The 20,255-nt window shown below is 40.6% G+C and carries 25 protein-coding genes and 1 riboswitch; of the genes, 4 read left to right on the top strand and 21 right to left on the bottom strand.

What is annotated here, in order from left to right:
- Window positions 1-121: 121 nt before the first annotated feature.
- Window positions 122-322: riboswitch (cobalamin riboswitch) on the bottom strand.
- 126 nt (window positions 323-448) lie between these two features.
- Window positions 449-574, bottom strand: coding sequence for a hypothetical protein (locus LC040_03085; protein ID WLR51911.1), 126 nt, complete (start codon window positions 572-574; stop codon window positions 449-451).
- Window positions 575-1,126: 552 nt separating this feature from the next.
- Between LC040_03085 and tnpA the strand changes: the two genes are divergently transcribed.
- The 4 genes from tnpA to LC040_03065 all read left to right on the top strand — a co-directional run bounded on the left by tnpA (window position 1,127) and on the right by LC040_03065 (window position 4,018).
- Window positions 1,127-1,522 carry an IS200/IS605 family transposase gene (tnpA, locus tag LC040_03080; GenBank protein ID WLR51910.1) on the top strand — a complete coding sequence of 132 codons (396 nt, stop codon included), beginning with the start codon at window positions 1,127-1,129 and terminating at the stop codon, window positions 1,520-1,522.
- A 15-nt stretch (window positions 1,523-1,537) separates the two neighbouring features.
- Window positions 1,538-2,989 (top strand): transposase, encoded by a 1,452-nt coding sequence (locus tag LC040_03075; protein ID WLR51909.1) that lies wholly within the window; start codon window positions 1,538-1,540, stop codon window positions 2,987-2,989.
- Between the two features lie 418 nt (window positions 2,990-3,407).
- Window positions 3,408-3,692 (top strand): AbrB/MazE/SpoVT family DNA-binding domain-containing protein, encoded by a 285-nt coding sequence (locus LC040_03070; protein ID WLR51908.1) that lies wholly within the window; start codon window positions 3,408-3,410, stop codon window positions 3,690-3,692.
- The gene (locus tag LC040_03065) at window positions 3,692-4,018 is read left to right on the top strand and encodes a type II toxin-antitoxin system PemK/MazF family toxin (GenBank protein WLR51907.1); all 327 of its coding nucleotides are present in this window, start codon (window positions 3,692-3,694) and stop codon (window positions 4,016-4,018) included. Before LC040_03070 ends, LC040_03065 begins: the two co-directional genes overlap by 1 nt.
- Before the next feature lie 71 nt (window positions 4,019-4,089).
- On the opposite strand, the gene LC040_03060 is transcribed toward LC040_03065, so the two are convergent.
- From LC040_03060 to chrA, 20 genes are all read right to left on the bottom strand, one after another.
- The gene (locus LC040_03060; protein ID WLR51906.1) at window positions 4,090-4,293 is read right to left on the bottom strand and encodes a hypothetical protein; all 204 of its coding nucleotides are present in this window, start codon (window positions 4,291-4,293) and stop codon (window positions 4,090-4,092) included.
- 22 nt (window positions 4,294-4,315) lie between these two features.
- Window positions 4,316-4,495, bottom strand: coding sequence for a hypothetical protein (locus LC040_03055; GenBank protein WLR51905.1), 180 nt, complete (start codon window positions 4,493-4,495; stop codon window positions 4,316-4,318).
- Window positions 4,496-4,631: 136 nt separating this feature from the next.
- Window positions 4,632-4,973 (bottom strand): zinc ribbon domain-containing protein YjdM, encoded by a 342-nt coding sequence (locus LC040_03050; GenBank protein ID WLR51904.1) that lies wholly within the window; start codon window positions 4,971-4,973, stop codon window positions 4,632-4,634.
- 106 nt (window positions 4,974-5,079) lie between these two features.
- On the bottom strand, window positions 5,080-5,328 hold the full coding sequence (locus tag LC040_03045; GenBank protein WLR51903.1) for a YuzF family protein: 249 nt from the start codon (window positions 5,326-5,328) through the stop codon (window positions 5,080-5,082).
- A 126-nt stretch (window positions 5,329-5,454) separates the two neighbouring features.
- Window positions 5,455-7,803 carry a cellulose biosynthesis cyclic di-GMP-binding regulatory protein BcsB gene (locus LC040_03040; protein ID WLR51902.1) on the bottom strand — a complete coding sequence of 783 codons (2,349 nt, stop codon included), beginning with the start codon at window positions 7,801-7,803 and terminating at the stop codon, window positions 5,455-5,457.
- A 47-nt stretch (window positions 7,804-7,850) separates the two neighbouring features.
- Window positions 7,851-9,101: a glycosyltransferase gene (locus LC040_03035; GenBank protein ID WLR51901.1), complete on the bottom strand. Its 1,251-nt coding sequence runs from the start codon at window positions 9,099-9,101 to the stop codon at window positions 7,851-7,853.
- Window positions 9,091-10,662 carry a hypothetical protein gene (locus LC040_03030; GenBank protein ID WLR51900.1) on the bottom strand — a complete coding sequence of 524 codons (1,572 nt, stop codon included), beginning with the start codon at window positions 10,660-10,662 and terminating at the stop codon, window positions 9,091-9,093. The genes LC040_03035 and LC040_03030 overlap by 11 nt, the downstream gene beginning before the upstream one ends.
- Window positions 10,625-11,476: a diguanylate cyclase gene (locus tag LC040_03025; protein ID WLR51899.1), complete on the bottom strand. Its 852-nt coding sequence runs from the start codon at window positions 11,474-11,476 to the stop codon at window positions 10,625-10,627. The genes LC040_03030 and LC040_03025 overlap by 38 nt, the downstream gene beginning before the upstream one ends.
- On the bottom strand, window positions 11,460-12,551 hold the full coding sequence (locus tag LC040_03020; GenBank protein ID WLR51898.1) for a glycosyl hydrolase family 8: 1,092 nt from the start codon (window positions 12,549-12,551) through the stop codon (window positions 11,460-11,462). The genes LC040_03025 and LC040_03020 overlap by 17 nt, the downstream gene beginning before the upstream one ends.
- A 108-nt stretch (window positions 12,552-12,659) precedes the next feature.
- Window positions 12,660-13,202, bottom strand: a complete 543-nt coding sequence (locus LC040_03015; protein ID WLR51897.1) for a GNAT family protein — start codon at window positions 13,200-13,202, stop codon at window positions 12,660-12,662.
- Window positions 13,203-13,291: 89 nt separating this feature from the next.
- A complete protein-coding gene (locus LC040_03010) occupies window positions 13,292-13,975 on the bottom strand; it encodes a phosphatase PAP2 family protein (protein WLR51896.1) in 684 nt (227 codons plus the stop codon).
- A 145-nt stretch (window positions 13,976-14,120) separates the two neighbouring features.
- On the bottom strand, window positions 14,121-14,534 hold the full coding sequence (locus LC040_03005) for an HI0074 family nucleotidyltransferase substrate-binding subunit (GenBank protein WLR51895.1): 414 nt from the start codon (window positions 14,532-14,534) through the stop codon (window positions 14,121-14,123).
- Window positions 14,489-14,830 carry a nucleotidyltransferase domain-containing protein gene (locus tag LC040_03000; protein WLR51894.1) on the bottom strand — a complete coding sequence of 114 codons (342 nt, stop codon included), beginning with the start codon at window positions 14,828-14,830 and terminating at the stop codon, window positions 14,489-14,491. The genes LC040_03005 and LC040_03000 overlap by 46 nt, the downstream gene beginning before the upstream one ends.
- Before the next feature lie 106 nt (window positions 14,831-14,936).
- Complete coding sequence (gene fliD, locus LC040_02995; protein WLR51893.1) at window positions 14,937-16,190, bottom strand: flagellar filament capping protein FliD; 1,254 nt, start codon at window positions 16,188-16,190, stop codon at window positions 14,937-14,939.
- A 204-nt stretch (window positions 16,191-16,394) separates the two neighbouring features.
- Window positions 16,395-16,688, bottom strand: coding sequence for a hypothetical protein (locus tag LC040_02990; GenBank protein WLR51892.1), 294 nt, complete (start codon window positions 16,686-16,688; stop codon window positions 16,395-16,397).
- A 2-nt stretch (window positions 16,689-16,690) separates the two neighbouring features.
- Entirely contained in the window at window positions 16,691-16,918 is a 228-nt protein-coding gene (locus tag LC040_02985) for a helix-turn-helix transcriptional regulator (GenBank protein WLR51891.1), read from the bottom strand.
- Between the two features lie 347 nt (window positions 16,919-17,265).
- A complete protein-coding gene (locus tag LC040_02980) occupies window positions 17,266-17,580 on the bottom strand; it encodes a hypothetical protein (GenBank protein ID WLR51890.1) in 315 nt (104 codons plus the stop codon).
- A gap of 759 nt (window positions 17,581-18,339) precedes the next feature.
- Window positions 18,340-18,645, bottom strand: coding sequence for a helix-turn-helix transcriptional regulator (locus LC040_02975; protein ID WLR51889.1), 306 nt, complete (start codon window positions 18,643-18,645; stop codon window positions 18,340-18,342).
- A complete protein-coding gene (locus tag LC040_02970) occupies window positions 18,642-18,908 on the bottom strand; it encodes a type II toxin-antitoxin system RelE/ParE family toxin (GenBank protein WLR51888.1) in 267 nt (88 codons plus the stop codon). The genes LC040_02975 and LC040_02970 overlap by 4 nt, the downstream gene beginning before the upstream one ends.
- 144 nt (window positions 18,909-19,052) lie before the next feature.
- The gene (gene chrA / locus LC040_02965) at window positions 19,053-20,252 is read right to left on the bottom strand and encodes a chromate efflux transporter (protein WLR51887.1); all 1,200 of its coding nucleotides are present in this window, start codon (window positions 20,250-20,252) and stop codon (window positions 19,053-19,055) included.
- Window positions 20,253-20,255 lie beyond the last annotated feature (3 nt).

Raw genomic sequence — 20,255 nt, 5'->3', positions numbered from 1 at the left:
ATAAAAAAAACGCCTCTCCAATGCAAGGAGATGGCGTTTGTACACTTTATTCCCAAAGAATACAGACTAATACAAATAATAGATTTGTATTATACCTCTCTCCTAATAACCCGTAGGTGAGCAGAACGAATAGAATTTAGGCAGGTCTCCTGACTTGTGGATCTTTGATTCCTTATGCCTTCCCATTTCTTCTCGAAACAGTGGCCTCATATAAGGTCTCTCCTCACTTACAGTGGCGGGACCGCGCCGGACTTTCACCGGACTTCCCATTTAAGCTATCTAACCTAACGAGATTGACAGCACCTAAATTACTACATTTGCTATTCATTTATGAAATCATCGTACACTGAAACTTGCAAATAGTCTATATCTTTTGTAACATTTGTTATTTTTTTGAGTTAATTATCATCCTATTACAAATTTTGTAATCCGCATTATAGCCCACTCTCTATTTCCTAAATAAAAAAACAAGAAACAAAGGAATCAATACAATCATCATCTCATCACCTTCATTAATAAGACGATAACTACCATAACCTAAAAGAATGAGAGCTCCAATAATTCGCCATATCATTTTCTTTTCTCCTGTCGTTTTTTAAAATGAGAGTCTAAAATTGTAATTCTGTGCTGGGGTTAGAGGTGGAATTCATTAATTCCTTTTATAACTACGGTGCAGAATTTTATGAAGGAAAGAGTACTTGTGGGGTCTTTTCGCCTCTTCTCGTTCAGGGTGAATTTGAATGACTGCCCATGCCCCATCTTTTTCAGAAGGATCGGTTGAAAGATCTACGTTGAAATGAAGACAATATTCTCTCAATTCATGATAGTCAAAAGAACAAGATTCTTCGTCTTCTGCCTGCCTGCCAATTAGATGCTTTTCAAATGGAAGCGGCTCACCGTGTTGCTCGACTCCTGCATACTCTTCACCCGCATCGATTTTTCTTAGTAACTCCCCATTTTGAAATACACAATGGAAAGCGTAAGGTAGCCACTGAATTTATTCATGTGGTGGAATTACGCCTTCTTCGAATGAACTTACTTTTTTTCGAATATTTTATTAGTTTATTATACAATAAACTAATAAGATATGGTATAATATAGTTATATATAATTGGCGGTGACATATATGAGCAACTATATTCATAAAGACGGAATTGTTTATAAAAATCAATATCATATCATTTTTTGTCCGAAGTACCGTAGAAAAGTTTTAGTTGATGGAATTGATAAAGACTTAAAAGATATTCTTTATGAAATAGCTAAAGAAAAAGAGGTTCATATTAAGTCTATTGAAGTGATGCCTGACCACGTACATCTATTTATTGAATTTGATCCTCGGCTTTTACTACATAAAATCATTAAAGATTTTAAAGGAAAAAGCAGTCGATTATTAAGAGAAAAGTATCCTCATTTGAAAAGTCGTTTACCTTCTTTATGGACTCGTAGTTATTTTTGTTGTACAGTCGGACATATTTCAGAAGATACCATTCAGCGTTATATCCAAAATCAAAAGAATGTGTAAAAAGGCGGTGAGAATATGACAAAACCTTGTTATGTTGTGACAATTCCCTTAAAAACTGAATTATGGCAAGAGCATATTCTTACTAAACGTCTTGAAATTGCTCGGCAAATGTACAATGCGTGTTTAGGGGAAGTGTTAAAACGATACAAGCGATTAAAAAACGATACCTCTTATCAATATTGGATTAAACAAAAACCTTCAAAAGAGCGTAAAGAAGCGTTCAAACAATTAAATCAAGATTATGGTTTAAGCGAATATGCGTTACATTCATTTGTGAAACCTATTCAAAATTACTTCCGAAAACATATTGACGCGAATACAAGTCAAAAAATTGCAACAAGAGTTTGGAAAGCATTTGATAAATACAGATACGACAAAAACGTTCAAAAAGTCTATTTCAAACAAAAAGGCGAACTTCGTTCTGTTGAAGGGAAAACGAACAAACAAGGGATTCGTTTTAAAGAAAATCAATTAATATGGAATGGATTAACTATTCCAATCAAGTTAAAAAAGAATGATATGTACCTTCATGTAGCGTTGTTAGACAAAGTGAAATATTGCAGAATCATCAAAAAACAAATTCGTGGCATTCAGCGTTATTTTGTTCAATTAATTTTAGAAGGGATTCCACCAAAAAAAGTAAATCCAACAACGGGTGAAGTGAAACATCCTCGAAATCAAGGAACTGTCGGAATTGATATTGGTACGCAAACCATTGCAATAGTAAGCGAAAACGAAGCAAAATTAGTAGAATTAGCACCTAATGTTAATAAAATGGAACAAGAAATACGTTTATTATCAAGAAAGCTAGACCGACAACGTCGAGCCAACAACCCACATAAATACAATGATGACGGAACGATAAAGCGAACGAAAGATAAATGGATTCACAGCAAGAACTACCTTAAAACAAAAGAACAATTAACCGACATTCACCGAAAAATGGCTGATGTCCGCAAACAAGATCACCATTCTATGGCAAATTGGATACTATCATTAGGCGATAACGTAAAGGTTGAAACCATGAATTACAAAGGGTTGCAAAGAAGGGCAAAACAAACCACGATTAACGAAAAAACAAAACGTTATAACAAGAAAAAACGGTTTGGAAAATCATTGTTAAACAAAGCCCCTGCCCTCTTATTAACCATTCTTGATAATAAATTAAGCTATGATAACAAACAGTTAAAAAAGATTGATACCTACAAGATTAAAGCAAGTCAGTACAACCATTTCAATGAATCGTATGAAAAGAAAACTATAGGTCAACGTTGGAATGACTTTGATTGCGGGAAAGTGCAACGAGATTTATATAGTGCGTATTTGATTATGAACGTAAAAAACAACTTAAAAGAAATAGATAAAGAAAAGTGTAACCATAGGTGGCATATCTTTAAAATGCTTCACGATAAAGAAATCGAACGTTTGAAAAAAAGTGCTACTAAAATAGCAAGTATGGGTATGTAACAATGATTATTTTCGGTTTTGATATGAGCCGACAGAACGCCAACGTAACCTGTCAGGGTAAGCGTTGTTCATGAAAGTCTAAGGGAATAAGAAAAAGAATCCTATTTCTTCATCGAATAGGACAGAAATCTTGAAGTACCTTAGAACCCACCGAATTTATTCGTGTGGAGTATCAGCACCATATTTATCCTCAAGCCAACTAACCAAAAAACCTTTAACGTCATTTATCTTGTCTGTTTTAATATGAATTTGATACAGGTTGATTGACAAATCTTCACCTTCCTTTTCTACAGGAATGACTCTTCCTCTATTATACAATTTTATTAAACATATTGAATTATTTAGCGAGATTTTCAGTTATTAAAAAGCCTTCCGACGTATATACTATGTGTATACATTGCGCAAGGGAGATGTTAAAATGGAAGAAAAGCGCCTGAAGAAACTCAATCAAGGAGGAATACAAGTGACAACAAAAGTACAGAAATGGGGAAACAGCCTTGCTATTCGCATTCCTTCCCATGTTGCTGAAGCCATTTCAATTCAACAAGGCTCAGAGATAGAACTAACAGTAGAAAATGATGTGCTCGTACTTAAGCCAAAAAAGAAAAAGCCACAATTAGATGAGCTTTTATCAAAGATAACTCCAGAAAACCGTCATAAAGAAATTGATTTTGGAAAAAAGGAAGGGAATGAATTAATATAATGCATGCTCCTGAACGCGGCGATCTTGTATATATCAATTTCAACCCGCAAAGCGGACACGAACAAGCCGGAACCCGCCCTGGCATTATCCTCTCTCCACAAGCTTTTAATCATGCAACCGGCTTTGCGGTTGTCTGTCCTATTACTCGACAGCAAAAAGGCTATCCGTTCGAAGTACCTTTACCGAGCAGCTTGGCGATTGAAGGTGTTATTTTAACTGATCAGATAAAAAGCCTAGACTGGAAAGCTCGCAAATTAGTCATAAAGGATCGTGCGCCTGAAGATGTAATAACTGACTGCCTTGATCTGATCCACACCTTTTTATAAGCTAATGCCATAAAAAAAGCACAATCTATACTTCAGAAAGTACCTGATTGTGCATTAACATTTAGAATTAGTTAAGCCTTTTCTCCTTTACCCCCTCCAGGCTCTGGAATACTTTGATACAACTCCAGCAATTGGTCAACACAGTCTTCATTTGTAAAACTACCATTTCCCGTTTTAACCATCTGCAAGTTTGCATATGTAATCATTAACACGCTTTTGGCATCTGACTCACTTAATGACGCTATCCGTTCTTTCATTTTTTCTAAATCAATCATATATGGAACCTCCACTCATCATTCAAGAAACCTTTTTGTAAATCCAAATCAATAACAAGCCAACTGCGGTTATAGTAAACTGTACGATTATAAATAATCCCTTCGCAATGATCGAAACGATTAAACCGATGATTCCGATTGCGGATATAAACCACCCTACGATTAAAACCAAGCTTAAAATAAATTCTGCTGCGCTCTTCAAAAAGAACCCTCCACCACAATTCTGCCTTCTCTTCGTTACAATGATTATCTCAAATTCCTCTTATTCCCACAATCCAAACCTACAACAAAAAGCACGCCTAAACAGACGTGCCTTCCGCAGTTTCAATAGCTAATCGTTAGATCTTCTTCACAAACTCAGATTTTAGTTTCATCGCTCCGAAGCCATCAATCTTGCAGTCAATATCATGATCGCCGTCGACAAGGCGGATGTTTTTTACTTTTGTACCTAGTTTGACGACAGAGGAGCTGCCTTTTATTTTTAGGTCTTTGATGACTGTAACGGTATCGCCGTCGTTTAGGATATTTCCGTTCGCATCTTTGATAACGTTCTCGCCTTCACTTTGTTCAGCTTCTACTTCTGACGTCCATTCATGGGCACATACTGGGCAGACGTAGAGGTTTCCATCCTCATATGTATATTCTGAGTCACATTTCGGGCAATTCGGCATTTCTAACATGTATTCATTTCCTCCAATAATTTGATTTTCTTCCCCATTATACCTTTTAGATGCAGAAAGTTCGCGTTGAAATCAAAAAAAAGAAGGGTTTCCCCTCCTTTTTCAATTAGTCTGGCATAATCGATACGATTTGCTGGATGCGTACGAAGAATGTTGAGTCGCCTGCAAGCAAGACGATATGGTCTGGCTTCACTTCTTTCAGTTTTCCTCTGATCGTATCTCTTGTTGTTTGCACGATAAGTACTTTTCCGACGACTGATTCCAGCGTACTGACGACGAACGGGTCAATCATTGTGTGGTATTGGGTTGTCATTTGCGGGTTCATCATTGCATAATTTCGATAATCATATTGCATCTCAAGCAGTCCCCCCTCTTTTTTTCTCTCTACACCCTATGATGAACACCCAGCATTGGTTTGGGCAGGGGCCTATTTCTCATGCAAAAAGACGCTACCCTTTGGATAACGCCTTTCATGCACAAGCTATTCTTGTTTATTCTTTCTCTTTCTTCTTAGAAGCAGAATAAAGAGCACAGCAGAAAGAAGGAAGATGCCTGCAAAGATGATGACATACATTAGACTGCCGCCGCTGCTATTATTGCCGCTTTCCTGAAGAAGCTCATCTTGTTTCCGGTCGTAATAAAATGTCTGCGCTTGATTCGCCTTATTTAAGACGATAATGTTGCTTTCTTTCGTTCGGTCCATTTGCGATAAGAAATCAAAGAAGTTCTCATGCAAATATGGGTTCTTCGCATCGTCAACAAGCGGGTGAAAGAACACAGCTGCTTTCTCATCATTCCACGCTGAGCGCTGAATCCAATATACATATTTCGCTGTTTCCTCAAGAAATCCGTACTGAGGCAAGTTCAAGCCATTCTCTTCATCCCACGTAATCAGTGACTTGAAGGTTTCTTCAGAAAAACCATCTCTAGGATAGCCGAAGAAAAGGAAATGATAGTTCGGAAGTGAAGCAGAATCGAAGCTTTCCAATCCACCACGCACGACCGTATAATTTTCAAATTCCGCATACTGTGAAAGCTGATTAATAAGCAATGCGATCTGGCTTAACGTTCCTTGCTTCACTTCATTCGGTACGACAAATGCGACTGGCTCATAGCCGCTGTCAGTAATGAAAGGGGCCGGCCAATTTGTAAAGGAAAAGGAACGATTAATTTGATATGGCACTGACAGCTTGCTGTCCTTGTGTACAACGACCCAATTGCCGCTCTTATAATTCTGTCGGCATCCCTCTTGTGTAAGCGGGTAATTGAACTCAAAGCGCACGGAAAGCAGGTCTTCGTTTGTAATCAATTCCTTCGGTACAGAGAAGGAATAATGATACTGTTCCTCTTCTGTTTCCTTTGCCAGCACACTTGAAAGCGGCACGGTAAATGGCGTTTGATTTAAGTAAACTGTCAGTCCAAGCTGATCCTTTCGTTCCGCGTCTTCCCACATTTTCAATAAAGGTGAGGCGTCAAATGCAATGTCTAATGTCGCTTGGTCAGTGATTTCCCAATAGGAAGGCACCTTCGGGAAGTATGCCTCACTCACAAGCTTTGCATCATTCAACACAACAGACTGGTCGATTAACGGAATCGCTGTTTCTTGCTCTTTCTTTTCCTGCTTCACAACAGGCATCTTATTGATTCTGATTGAATTGCCTGTTAGTTGTTCTGTCAATTCTTCTGTTGTGAGAATGGCGCTCTTTTCAGTTAGTATCTCTTCATTATTGGCTGTAACGAAGAGAATTTGCCGTGAGCTGCCGCTTCCTTTTTCAATCGCGTTATGAAGGTAGAGCTCCCCTTTATTTAATTGAATTCCCTTAAATGTCATGCGGTTTGCGACTGCTCCTGACCATGCCTTAAGCGGGCCGATTGCGATTAGATGTTCTTTCGCTTTCACTCCGTCCCACTCACTCTCAAATTCAACCGGTACCGCTTCCTTGCTTACCGTTTTCGAAGTTAAGTACTGACTGAGCTCGAATGCGGCTTGGATGACCGCGCCGCTGCTGTTGTCTGGGATGACAATGCGGGCGTGGACTTCTTCCTCTCCCCCGCTTTGGATGAACGGATATGGAAAGCTCTTTAATAAATCATCCTCAATCAGCGGTCCACTGCTGTCAATGTACGCATAAGAGGTCTTATGAACAATTACCCAGTTCGCAGGGTCGATTTGGTCAATACAGAGGTCTTTGCTTATATACGTATGTGATTGAATCGACAGCTTGTTAATCCCTTCCCGTATATGCTGCTTAGCTAAAGGAATTTTGAACGACTCATTTTGAAAAGCTTTCTTCAGCCTGATGCTTTTGACTGGCTGGTTATTTAACAGCACCGTTAACGTGGAGCGCTCGGAATTTAACAGCTCAGATGAACTGATTGTAAGCTCCACATAGCTCCCGTCGCCAAGATTGCTCGGCGGAATCGTGAAATACGCATCTTTGTTGCCGAACACCCCTCTTAAGGACACATCCTCTTCTCCCAGTAAAATAATGTCCCCTTTATTTGGGTTTGGCTTTTCTTTTTGTTCGCTTTTCTTCAGCACTTCAACCTCATAGTTTGGGTTCGCGGCCTTTTCCTCAGCTGTTGGCAGTGTCGGCTGCTCTGGCGGCTCCGGTTCTTCTTTAGCAGCTTGTTGTGGTGTTTCTTCAGGCTTATTAACAACGGCACTGCTGTAGAAGAAGTCACGGTTGAAGAAAAACACAATGACAAACAGGAATGCCAAGAACAATACGCCATACAATAGCAAAGGGGTTTTCACTTTTTTCTTTCCATAGGTTTTTGTACGAGAGAGATGCATCTCCGTCTCTTGGTGCCGATCTTTTTTCCTCATTTGTCATCACCTTAGTACTTCATCGATTGTTCGATGGATGAATTATTTTAGAAGCGCTCCGTCTTATACCAGCGAATTTCTTGCTTGAACAGAATCCGCTTTATTTCTAACAGCAGCGCGTACATCACTAAGCCAAGCCACAATTGTGAATACGTAAAATACATAAACAGCACGACAACAAAGTTTCTTCCGTTCATTTCGGCTTTTTCAATGCTGAGAGCAATCATGACTTCAGTAATATACAAGAGATACGCTAACAGCCAGAGAATCATTGAAATAATGCCAAACTGCAGCTGCAGGTCAATGAACAGGTTCGTCACAAAGATTCCGCCTGACAGTAAGACACCGATAAAGAAAAGAAAATACGTAAAGAAGAAATAGATCAAATCAAACAGAATACTCTTTCGGTTAATTTGGTGAAACTTCACTAGAAACTTCAACACAACATATTGGTTGCCGCGCGCCCACCTTGTACGCTGCTTCCACCAAACCCTCCAATTCTCAGGCTCTTGTTCCCACGTAATCGCCGCAGGAAAGAAACGAATATAATAGCCAAGGTTGTAGACCCGAATCGTTAATTCTGTATCTTCGGAAAGAGCTTGCTCATCCCACCCGCCAAGCTCTTCTAATATTGAACGGCGAATCGCAAAGTTCGTACCAGGGATCGTTGTAATTTTGAACCAGAACCAACGGCCTGCTTGAGCCATCCACTGAAAACAAATCGTTTCAATATTAATAAACCGTGTTAAAAGGTTCTTCTTCGCATTGATCACGCGGAACTTTCCAACAATTGCGCCTGCTTTCGGGTCATTTAACATCGCCAGCACAAGGTAGTAAATCGCCATACTTTCTGGTGTGTTATCAGCATCATATACGGCAATTATTTCACCTGTTGAGGCTTGAAACCCTTGATTCAGCGCGGTTGACTTTCCTTTTCCCGCATAAGGCGGCTGTGTCACAACTTGCTTAATGTGAGGATAGCGCTCTTCGTAGGATGCAATAATTTCACCTGTGCGATCAGACGAATTGTCATTAATCACGATAATTTCCAGCTTCTCACGCGGATATTTCAGCTTCAGCATCGCTTTTATCGTCCGCTCAATCACCATTTCTTCATTATGAGCAGGGATTAAGATACTGACGAGCGGTAATTCAAGTGTCTTTCGATTCTCTTCCCATTTCGAAATGACATTCCGGTACCGCAAATAATGCAAATAGCCTCCCTGCATTAGAAACATATGGTACAGAAGCATTACCCAAATAATCGTTAATGAAACAATGAATAGGTTATTGGCCATGTCTTTTCCTTTCTAAGAACAACGCTTTCCGGCGCTGTGTGTTTAAGTAGAATGTATAGATGAAGAACATCACGACAAATAGCAGTACAATAAGAGCCAATAGCCAAAGGATCATTTCTACATAGCTGAGGTGATACTTCACGAGCAGTTCCCGATAAAACGGAAGGTCGTTCTGCACGTACACAATCCCTTGCTCATTCGACTGAATCGTGATGTACGGAACGGTTACCGTATGCTCCCACCTCTTCAGCTCAACCCAGCGCTGATTTGGCACCTCATCTACAACACGTTTCAGCACATCAAGGTCCGTATACACAGGAAGCGAAAAGCCAACCACCGCATCAGGTATCGACTCAAGCTGACGGAGCTGTTGCTTCATTTTCACAAGTGCGACAGGATTTTGCCGCTCAACTGCCCCTAATGTTTCAGGAAACCAGACCATGCCGTTTAGGTAAGATGGCTTCGCAACATAGGGAGTGGCGTGCTTTAAGATTTTTTCACTGGACGGCTTAGCTGATGAAAGAATCGTTGTAAAATAAGCTCCCGCAAGTGTAAGGTCCTCCTCAGAAAGCTGTTCTACCCCGCTTGGAAAGGACACTGCCACTGGAAAAATGCGATAGCTTACTAATTCTTGAATCTCTTCTTCTATGATTCTTTCTTTTTCCTCAACCGGTGTGTTTGGCGGAAAGAGCGGGTAGGAATAAACGAATGTACTGCCGAGCTTTTGAAGGGCTAACAGCTTACGGACTAAGTCAGGTGCAGCAGACAAGTACGTCTCTTTGCTTGTATTCGCCACCCGTGCAATTGGCTGAACTGATAAAATAAGGGGAATATCCTTCGTCGCTGTGTACGTTGTAAGCTCAGATAAATGGTCAAGATTCGTCGTAGGGTCAATATTGTCGATTTTCATAAAGCTTGAAGGTGACGCTGTTTGAGGTGACTCAAAGAAATCAGGCAACAGCTCGGTCATGTAGAAGCTCATCAGCTCATTCATTTGCGTTGTTGCCAAATAATAGTCCGCTCCATTCGAAAGAAGCAAAGGGTATTCCTGCGCTCCCCGCCAGCCTGTAAGAAGCGGCTCTATCCCTTCACCTGCCACCACTTCATGAAGGTATTGAAATGAAGCAAAGGAGGCTTTTCGCTCCCCACCAGGTAAGGAAAGACTCTTGATATGAACCGTTTCCTCGGTAATCTGAAGCTTCATCCGCTCTTCAAAGAAATGAATGTTATTGCCAATGAAGTAGACCGGGTTCGGAAAGCGTTCAATCTTCTTCACCAACGAAGCATCGAGCTCTGCAACAGACGTGCCGACATACACCAAATAATCATACGGAGCGACATCTCCTACTTCATTGTCCGCCTGTATCTCTGTTTCGGTAAAATGACTGATCAGCTGATCCACTAGATAGACATACTCATCAGGTGCTTGCGCATCACTTGAATAAATGATTAACGTGCGCGGTTCTGCCTGACTTGCGGACACGCTTTGGGAAGGCAGCAAATACAAAGCCCCGGTCAGTGTACTAAGAAATATAGCGATTAACTTCATCCATCGCATCATTAAACATCCTCATATAATCATTCATCTCACTGTGATAAGTGACAGCACCAAATTCCAGCGTTAACGTAATCATTTTATTTTTCCCTTTCAGCGCATAGCCTTTGTTGTTATCTTCAATAATTTTATTGATCACCACTTCTGTTCCATCTGCATTTGTCTCTGGAAAAATGAGTGCAAATGTATCTTCCATCACGCGAAAATGACTATCACTTCCCCGCGTTATGTTCTTTAAGTTTTCAGCAAGCTTGGCAAGAATAGCATCCGCTTCAGCACTGCCGTAATATTTCTCAAATTCCTTCCAGTTTTTAATCCGAACTAACAGCAAGGAAAACGACTGCTCATACCGCTGCGCCCGCTTAAATTGCTCATTCAAATAGAAGAAAAACCGCTTCTCATTATCAAAGCCAGTCTCAGGATCAATCGTGACAAGCTCATGATATTGCTTCGACCAATAATTGTACTTCGTCATAATCGACTCAATTTGGCTATGAGAAAAGCCTGAAACAAACGACCCGAACAAAAACGCCCCCTGCCAAATAATCATCTGTGTAAACGGCACAATCGGCGTACTCCCAGTAAGCTGCATCCAGAAAGCAGCACTCCCGAACACAAAGATCACCAGAAGGCTCAAGCCAAGGCTCACAATCATCCCTTTCCAAAGCCCAAGAAGCATCAGTAACAAGAAAATACTATATAGAAAGAAATCAACCTTCGTTTGGCCTGTGTAGGAATAAAAAGTATTCGCCATGCCTGCATTCAGTACGATGAAAAGAACTAAACCAAGCAAGAGCTTTGTTTTATCTGATAAGACCACGTTCCTGCAAGCTCCTCTCTGCCATTAAAGGAACCAAATTGTCAAAGATATGCGTATCAACCGCCTTGGTGTCCATGTAGACACCGGCATATGTTCCTTCCTGTACTTGAAATGCTTTCATTCGTTCATATAATGAAAGCGCAAGTTCTTCATCCTGCACCTCTAATGCATACAGAATCGTCAGCCCGTATAACGCAGGTGACTCCACCTTCGCCGCAGGAGCACCATTCGCTTCATACTGTCCAAATAGCTTTTGGTGTGTATTAAATTCCTGTTTGATAAACGTATAGAAAGATTCCGTTCGCACACCAGCACGAGCCAAATGATAGGCACCATAGACTTGCTCACTCATATTAACAGTATCCTTATAAATAAATTGCTGCGAGTCGATATCATACGCTGTCGGCAGAAGCGGGGAATCAATCTGGGAAAGCTCATAAGCAAGCCGCTCCATCTCTTGAATCGTCTTCTCATCTACCCATCCTCGTTCATTCAACCGCCTCATCGTCCACAAGTCGAAATACGTTGTGGTAAATTGATGACTCTTCGTTTCATGCTTCCAGTCGTAGAAATCAACAAATGTATCTTCATACGTGCTGTATTTCTCTAATGCTTTTGAAATGTTCTTTGCACGCTTCTCATACTTGCTTTCCTCCCACTTCTCGGATGCATCTAAGAGTGCTTGAACAATCCGAATATCATCCAAGAAAGCATTCACATCCTCCGTTGGCTTTCCATTTGCTAAAACACGCCAATGAACGAGCCCGACATCACCTGCATAGTACTTATTTAACAGATTGTAGGCATGCTGAAAGAGTGGCTCGTTGTCACTCATCACAGCGTATTCCATCCAAAGACCCAGTGACTCAGCTAACGAATAATGCTCCCCACTTGTCGATTTGAACGTTGTTTTCAGCATTCCATTATCAAAAGTCATCTCTGACCAAATAAACTGCTCAAGTGGTTTCTTCAATTGTACGTCATCCATCTTAAAAGAATCATAAATCAGTTTCGTCAAAATTCCTAGTATAAACAACACAATAATGCTAATTACTGCTAATTTCATTCTATTCATGTGACTTTTCTCCCACTACTCTTTTTTAACAGTTAATTTTTTTATCGGATATGAAGTTAAAAAAACAAGAGTGCCTTTTTAAAAAATTTCAACACTCTTGTTTCAGTCTCATCTCTTCCATTCTTCTTTCAATACTCCATACACGACATGGTCGACGTAGTGATTATACAGCCACTCTGCTTGCCTGATTCGTCCTTCTTGAACGAAATTCAGTCTTTCAGGGATAGCGCGGCTGCTTCGGTTTCCTTCAGCGGCACGGATTTCAACTTTATTCATCTTCAGTTCTCCAAACGCATAATCCGTCAGCGCCTCCGCAACTTGCGTCATTATCCCTTTTCCTTGATACTCCTTCCCAAGCCAATAGCCGATATAGGCAATCTTGTTTGTCCAGTCGATTAAGTTAAAGCCAGCTACACCGACGATCTCCTGCTTAAAAATTATAACTGACGTCAGACTCTTCCTCTCCACAAATCCTTGCAAGCAATGCTGAATGAACCCTTCTGTATCTTCAACCTTCGTCGTGCCATCAAGCCACGGAAGCCACGTGCGCAAATCTTCCCGCGAACGTTCTGTCAGCCCAAACACCGCCTCCGCATCAGGCGTATCGATTAACTTAAGTGATAGCTGTTCATTGATTTTATGTACAAACATTTGCTTCCCCTCCTTAACTCATGATACGAACAAACTCCACGGTCTGTCTATCAAAAAAAAGGCCGACACAACAGCAGTGCGGGCCTCGCTTACGGCTTCCTTCTCAACGTGTATTCCAAGACAAGGATACAAACGACTAACCAGAAAAGTCCTAGTGAAAAGCCAGCTACCACATCTGTCACATAATGCACGCCTAAGTAGATACGACTGAATCCAATTGTGATAATCAACAACGCCAGCAAACCATTTATCACATACTTCAGCCCGCGGCTAAGCTCGCTCGTTGAAACTAAATAAATCACAAACCCATAGAAAACCATCGGGCCTGTTGAGTGGCCACTTGGAAAGCTGAATCCCGTCCCATCAAATTGCTCGAGAATATCCGGACGCTTGCGCGAAAAGGTAACCTTCAAGACTTTTGTTAAGAGACTAATGCCAATCATTGCAATCGCAAAATAAACAAACCGCCAAATTCGTTGTTTGTAAAAATACAGAATAATAGCACTTAATGCAAGCGAAGCAATCACAAGCCATGTGACAGAGCCAAGCTCCGTAATCCACCCCATCGCCTTCGAAAGCCCAGGTGATTGAATCGATGTAATGAAGTCTGCCCCAAGCTGGTCAACGATGAACTTTTCCTGCTCAAGCACATCCTCCGCCAACGAAATAAAGAGGTAAAATGAGCCTCCCACCGCAAAGAGAGCGATGAGAATGTTTACGTAAGTAATCGCTGGTATTTTTGTTAGTCGATTAAGCCTCGATTGGATATCCATTATTCCACCTCTCCACATGCCATCAGTTGTTAATAAGCTTCCCCCTTCATTAGACAACCAAACAACGAGGCGGTTTCTTTAAAAAATGGTCATGAAAAAACACGCTAAATGCGTGCTTTATGATGAGGAGCAGATTAACTCCAACTTAGTCTTTATCAGTCGTGAGAGATATTTTTTCTTTCATTCGCTCAATCATCGTTACTAACAGTTGATAGTATTCCTCTAGATGAGAATGAATTTTTATGGCTACTTCCTCATTATAGGTGTGTACGGTTAGGTTTCGGTCGTTTACCATCGTTAATCCTGCTATTGTTTCTTCAGCAGTAAGGATTGACGTTTCCCGCAAGCTTCGGATTACTCCCTTAGGTGAGGGTACATCAATTCCTTCAATGTCATTTAAATACTGCTTAGCTGCTTTCCAGCAAGCTTCAAACGAAAATTCGAACCGTTGTATGGAAGCATCACGCTCCACATCATTTGGATTATTCAGCACAACAAGTTGCTGAAAAGAGCTTAATGCTTTTTCAGCGGAAACGATACGTTGGTAGAGTCTTTCCACAAAACCCCCTCCTTTTGTACGTTATTTCTCAGTTCTTCACTTACTTCATTTAAATTCACAATGTCAACTTGATAAGGAATAGTAGACTCTTCAACTTTTTCTCTTAATTCGATCCATTTAGAGGGAGAAACTGAAGATATCGGCTCAATTGCAACATCAATATCTGAACTCTGCTTTTCTTCAAACCGAGCCCATGAACCAAAAAGATAAATGTTCACATCGTCCTCAGCCAATGTTTCAATTACAATTTGTTTTAAATCGTTAAGAATTTGGTTTCTTAATTGATTATTTGACATCGCAATCCCTTTCTTTAGCTAATCTCTACCTAAAGTATACCGCCCTTATACCTTCTTCACAAATTCGATCGAAAAAAAGACCACACAACAATCTGTGCAGTCCTCTTTAGAAATATTGGTCATAAAACATGCCTGATGACATGTAGCTATACGGCTGATACATTGACGAATAGGCTTGGGCGTAGGAGTTGAAGCCAAAGGCGTTCTCTTGGTTCATAATTGCGGCGGACGGAAGCTGTGAAATGCGGTCGCTTGTTTTATACAAGTTGTCTGACAAACTATCCAGCGCATTTATCGTCCGGTCAAACTGATAGCCTTTTTCTTGCAGGTTTTCTTTTAGCTTATCTTCATCAAGTGATAATTCACCGTTTGCAGACTTTGAGATGCCAAGCTGCTCTAATTGATACGAGTAAAGACCTCTATCAAGATTGCGGTTCACCGCTGAGCTTAGCATTCCGCCATAGTCAGCTTGCGTGCCCTTCAAATCATTGTAGCTTGTGACAAGCGACTTTGCGGCTTCGATGATTTCATCTGTATTCCCTGCGACTGAAATCGTTTCCGCATCACTCGTTACATCCTTCAATGTAACGGACACATTGCCTTCATCAAGCGAAATCGTATTACTTTGTGATTCCTTTGTAAAATATTTATCAAGCGTATATTTTGCATTTTGTGCTTGCTGGGAAGTCTGGGCCGCTCCGCTTGCAGAAACCGCATTGCCGCTTACATCAGCAATTGTGAACGCCTCGTCTGTTCCTGTTGCACTGCTTTCTAATGCCAGCTGAACTGTTCCAGCTGCTGTATCCTTTACGACCGAAGCTTTCACACCTATACCTGCATCATTAATGGCTGTAGACAGTTTGTTCAATGCTTCTTCATTCGTCTCTGTTCCAGTTATATCGACCGATAATGTCTGTGAGTCCCCGCCAGAGGTGAGCGTGAACGTATTCGTCCCGGCGTTCATCGTCGTTTGCGCACTTCCTGACAGCGCTGTTCCTTCATTTTTCTGCGCTTGGGCAAGCTGATTGACTTTGATGCTATACTCTTTAGCTGTTGCCCCTTCCTTCACATCTGCTGTCAGTGCGTTTGTATCCGTTGACGTTGCCTGACGCGTATGAAGAGGTGAATCACTGTTTTCTAGCCGCAGCTCATCGGCATTGACCTTTAAGCCCTTTGCATCTGCGTACACATTCGAAACAGCTTGCTGCATGTCATTCGAAACTCGAAATGGATTCGTCGGTTGAGGTGATTGGTAATACGGCTGTTGAAATGACGGGCTGTAAGTAGGTTGATAGCGTTGCATGCGATTGACCATATTGTAGTAAGTACTTACATAATTCACCGAGCTAAAATTAATCACGAAGGCAGCCTCCTTTCAATTAATTTTCAGAATTATCCATAAATAGTATACCACATTTTTGAAAATGCTACACTTTAAAAAGAGTTAAAATTCCAAGCATTCATCAGAACTAAGTCGCATTTCTCTGCCTCTTTCCCTACCTATGACATCGTTCTATAGAAAGTTTTATAGAAAAAGAAAAACGGCAGGAAATTACCTACCGCATTACACTTTCCTCGTCAAATAAACCCAATAACCAAGTCCGAGGAAGATATGAAGGGACAAGAGCATCGAAAGACTTACTCTTAACATTGTGTAGCTGACCGTTTCCCAGCCTGTTACAAAGATTAGAATCGATAATCCGCCAAACAAAAAGGTATACAACAACCCTAACAGCTTATAGCCCATGTACTGTGCCCGCTCATCCTTGCCCTCCCGCTTTACAAGAAACAATAAAATGATAAACGCAAAGAACGCGAATGCAGTTAATCCGTTTGAAATACTAATATAGGTTTCCATCCTTATCCCTCCACTTTCTCATATTGAAAGACTTCCTCAATCGTCACTCCAAAGGCATGAGCAATTTCAAAGGCCAACGCAAGCGATGGCGTGTACTTTCCTTTTTCAATTGAAATAATCGTTTGCCTGCTGACACCTGCCCGCTCAGCTAAGTCCTTCTGCGTCATCTTATGTTCAGCCCGCAATACCGTAATCCGATTCGTTAAGCCATTATCCTTGCTACCCAACATGTATCACCACCTCTATGTCATCTTTCTTTTACATATTGTAAAACAAACTTTACTCAATGTAAAGCAAACTTTACCTAATAAATAATAAAAAAACGCAACCCACATTGTGAGCTGCGCTATTTCTTATCCGATCAAGTTAATAACATGCCTTAATGCTGTTCTAAACGAACCTGGCATTGCTTAATGAAGAAACCCACTGTGTTGGTTGTTAACCATTCGCCACCCTATAGCTGAACAAACATCGTGAACTTTGTTTCATAATATGTCTCGTACTACTAATTCATAGTTAAGACAATTATTATTTAAAGATTATTTGGAGAGCAAGAATAAAGGAGCATAATCGCTCCTTACTGGTTTTTTAGTATGTGTTTAAAGTCTTTTATTTCACTTTCATGCTTAACTGAACGAACTGCTAAAGTATCAATTACCCTTTGTTGGTCTTCTAAAGTATCCTTTGTCTCGCCAAATCTTTCATCGATGTGTTTAGCAACTTCTTCGATATATGGACCAACACGATTAATTGTGCTGTCTTTCAATTGTTCTTGTCCATCCTTAAGTTCTTTAATGTCTTTATCTAAGTTATCAAAGCGTTTTTCAAAACCAGCCATTCTTTGATTGACCTTTTGAAGTTCGCTGAGTATTTGCTTCAATGTTTCTTCCATTTATATCACTCCGATTTCTTTTTTATATTATAACATGGTTGCGATCAACTTAATAACATACCTTAATACTAATCTAAACGAACCTGGAACGCTGGTATATGGCAAACAGCGTTTGAAATTGTTCACTCCTTAATGTTTCTCATGAAGGTGCGAAAAAGACGAATGATTGAAATAATACTGACCATAGAAAAAATCATAATCATAGACGTAATTTCCTTATGATACATTATTTGAGAAATTAAAATGGGTAGGATGATTATTAATGAAAGGATATAAGAAACTTGCAATTTATTTAATTTTGTTCGTTTTGAAATCGTTTTGGAAGTAAAAAGTAACAATGCTACAACTATCAGAAAAATGGCTATTTGTAGAAATAACATAAAATCCTCCTCATTAATAAAAAAAGATGATGATTGATTAATGCGAATATTTCAATTCATTACCTTCAAGTATTTTCCATTTACCAAAGTAAATCACTCCCATTTATAACCATTATCCTGATTATAAAGGCTAACTACTAAAAAAACTACAATCCTAGTATTCAATGATACCTTAACTTTTTTAATTTCTTTACCTATTTTACTAGGTATTCTAATAATGCTCTCAATTCTGTAATATACAATTTGTTTTTTTGTAAAATAATCAATTTCCCTGTTGCAACAAAATTGCTATTTTTGTTACATCCATCAAACAGCGAAGCCGCACCAATTATAAGGTACGGCTTCATTTGTAATTCCATAATGCCTGACTAGCATTAACTTAAGTTGTAGTTATCATCGGTGGTTCTGAAAGCGAAATATCTATACTTACTCTTGCGCCGGCCTTTTGAATAATCTCCTGCAGGGTATTGAGCGTAATATTTTGTTCTCCGTTCTCTAAGCGAGAAATCACACTCTGCTTCATTCCCACTAACTCACCGAATTGACTTTGTGTCAGGCCGAGGTTTAAACGCAATTCAATAAGTTGAGCTGCAAGCTGTCTTTCTAGTGTTGACGACTTCCACTCCTGTTGAAATTCAGGATCACGCTCAGAGCGCTGTTGAGCATAGCGCTTGGCAAAACTCATGATTGATTCCCCTTTCTTTTAAGCCAGCGGAAAAAGAACGTTCGAAAGATATTGCTGCCTTGTTTTGTACGAAGCTCATATATGCCGTCACTGATATATTTAACTTGGGGCTCCCCCCAGCGAGGGCCAAAACTTTCAAGCAGCTCTAGGTCCCTTACAACTTTACTTGCTTGTTTCGCAGGCAATGAATTCAAAAAGGTTTGAACAGGGATTTCTCCATTTTCTTTTTCGTATTCTAGTGTTTCCCAGATTAAATGATCCATACCTTCATTATAACTTATAAGTCATATTTCGTATAGCATTTGTAAATGCAACAAAATTGCATTTACACTCCCCAGTGACCGCATCATATCAATCATTTATTAAACAATAAGAAACGCAACCCACATTGTGAGCTGCGCTATCCCTTATGCAATAACGTTCATAACATACCCACCTACAACACCCAAAATCACAATCATCCATGCAGGTACTTTCCAAATGTACAATAATCCAAACAATACGGCGCCTAAGGCAAAGTCCTCTGCGTTAAAAATGGAGCTCTTCAGGACGGGGTCGTAAAACGCCGCAAGCAGAATGCCAACGACACTTGCATTTACACCCATTAAGATGCCTTGGAATGCAGAACGTTTGCGTAATTCATTCAAAAACGGCAATGCTGCAATAATCAGCAGAAATGACGGTAAGAAGATGCCGGCTGTTGCGACAATCGCGCCTATTACGCCGTCCATCATCGTTCCTAAGTAGCTTGCAAATGTGAACAGCGGACCAGGAACCGCCTGCGCCATTCCATAGCCTGCGAGAAATTCATCAGGTGTCAGCCAGCCTGTTGGCACTACTTCACGCTCAATCATCGGCAACACAACATGTCCCCCGCCGAATACGAGTGAACCAACTCTGAAGAATGTATCGAAAATGCTTAGAAGCGGATTGTCTGTCAGCTTCGTTAGAACAGGGAGCACAACAAGCATCGTAACCAAAGTTCCCAACGACACAATGCCAGTCCGCTTCGAAATATTCACGCTAAACGGCTTCACTTTCGAATCTGCCTTATCCCGAAACAGCTTCATTCCTAGCAAGCCTGCCCCAACAATAATCGCAATCTGCATCCACGCCGACGGGTACAACAGCATAATTGTCGCCGCAGCTCCCGCAATCGCAAGCCGCGTCTTATCCGGCGTTAACTTCGCCCCCATACCAAGCAGCGCATGCAGCACGACCGCCGCCGCGACCACTTTCAAGCTATGTATAAAATTAGCATCTTCGAGTGTAAATGTTTGATAGGCAAGTGCGAATAGAATCAGCACAATAATCGAAGGAACCGTGAACCCTATCCATGAGATAAGCCCGCCTAGCATTCCTCCCCTCAGCATGCCGATCGCAATCCCAACCTGTGAGCTCGCAGGCCCGGGCAGGAACTGACACAGCGCAATGATATCCGCATATGTCTTATCATCCAGCCACTTCCGCCGGTCAATATACTCGTCCTTAAAATAAGCGAGATGAGCCACAGGCCCGCCAAATGATGTAAACCCTAACTTCGTAGAAGCAAATAAAATTTCGAGTAATGTTTGCAAATGATTCTTCTGCTTTGGTTGTTGATTCAAGTT

Source organism: Bacillus tianshenii, from assembly GCA_020524525.2.
In the GTDB taxonomy this organism is placed as follows: domain Bacteria; phylum Bacillota; class Bacilli; order Bacillales; family Bacillaceae_N; genus Bacillus_AV.
This window is presented reverse-complemented; position numbering and strand designations above follow the sequence as displayed.

Excerpts from the sequence above, each read along its gene's own strand:
- LC040_03065 (WLR51907.1), top strand. The coding sequence starts at position 3,692 with ATGCATGCTCCTGAACGCGGCGATCTTGTATATATCAATTTCAACCCG.
- LC040_03045 (WLR51903.1), bottom strand. The coding sequence starts at position 5,328 with ATGCAATATGATTATCGAAATTATGCAATGATGAACCCGCAAATGACA.
- LC040_03020 (WLR51898.1), bottom strand. The coding sequence starts at position 12,551 with ATGAATAGAATGAAATTAGCAGTAATTAGCATTATTGTGTTGTTTATA.
- LC040_03010 (WLR51896.1), bottom strand. The coding sequence starts at position 13,975 with ATGGATATCCAATCGAGGCTTAATCGACTAACAAAAATACCAGCGATT.
- LC040_03085 (WLR51911.1), bottom strand. The coding sequence starts at position 574 with ATGATATGGCGAATTATTGGAGCTCTCATTCTTTTAGGTTATGGTAGT.
- LC040_03075 (WLR51909.1), top strand. The coding sequence starts at position 1,538 with ATGACAAAACCTTGTTATGTTGTGACAATTCCCTTAAAAACTGAATTA.
- LC040_02980 (WLR51890.1), bottom strand. The coding sequence starts at position 17,580 with ATGGAAGAAACATTGAAGCAAATACTCAGCGAACTTCAAAAGGTCAAT.
- LC040_02970 (WLR51888.1), bottom strand. The coding sequence starts at position 18,908 with ATGGATCATTTAATCTGGGAAACACTAGAATACGAAAAAGAAAATGGA.
- LC040_03030 (WLR51900.1), bottom strand. The coding sequence starts at position 10,662 with ATGATGCGATGGATGAAGTTAATCGCTATATTTCTTAGTACACTGACC.
- LC040_03035 (WLR51901.1), bottom strand. The coding sequence starts at position 9,101 with ATGGCCAATAACCTATTCATTGTTTCATTAACGATTATTTGGGTAATG.
- LC040_03060 (WLR51906.1), bottom strand. The coding sequence starts at position 4,293 with ATGATTGATTTAGAAAAAATGAAAGAACGGATAGCGTCATTAAGTGAG.
- LC040_03000 (WLR51894.1), bottom strand. The coding sequence starts at position 14,830 with ATGTCAAATAATCAATTAAGAAACCAAATTCTTAACGATTTAAAACAA.
- LC040_03015 (WLR51897.1), bottom strand. The coding sequence starts at position 13,202 with ATGTTTGTACATAAAATCAATGAACAGCTATCACTTAAGTTAATCGAT.
- LC040_03070 (WLR51908.1), top strand. The coding sequence starts at position 3,408 with ATGGAAGAAAAGCGCCTGAAGAAACTCAATCAAGGAGGAATACAAGTG.
- LC040_02990 (WLR51892.1), bottom strand. The coding sequence starts at position 16,688 with ATGGAAACCTATATTAGTATTTCAAACGGATTAACTGCATTCGCGTTC.
- LC040_02975 (WLR51889.1), bottom strand. The coding sequence starts at position 18,645 with ATGAGTTTTGCCAAGCGCTATGCTCAACAGCGCTCTGAGCGTGATCCT.
- tnpA (WLR51910.1), top strand. The coding sequence starts at position 1,127 with ATGAGCAACTATATTCATAAAGACGGAATTGTTTATAAAAATCAATAT.
- LC040_02985 (WLR51891.1), bottom strand. The coding sequence starts at position 16,918 with ATGTTGGGTAGCAAGGATAATGGCTTAACGAATCGGATTACGGTATTG.
- LC040_03040 (WLR51902.1), bottom strand. The coding sequence starts at position 7,803 with ATGAGGAAAAAAGATCGGCACCAAGAGACGGAGATGCATCTCTCTCGT.
- LC040_03050 (WLR51904.1), bottom strand. The coding sequence starts at position 4,973 with ATGTTAGAAATGCCGAATTGCCCGAAATGTGACTCAGAATATACATAT.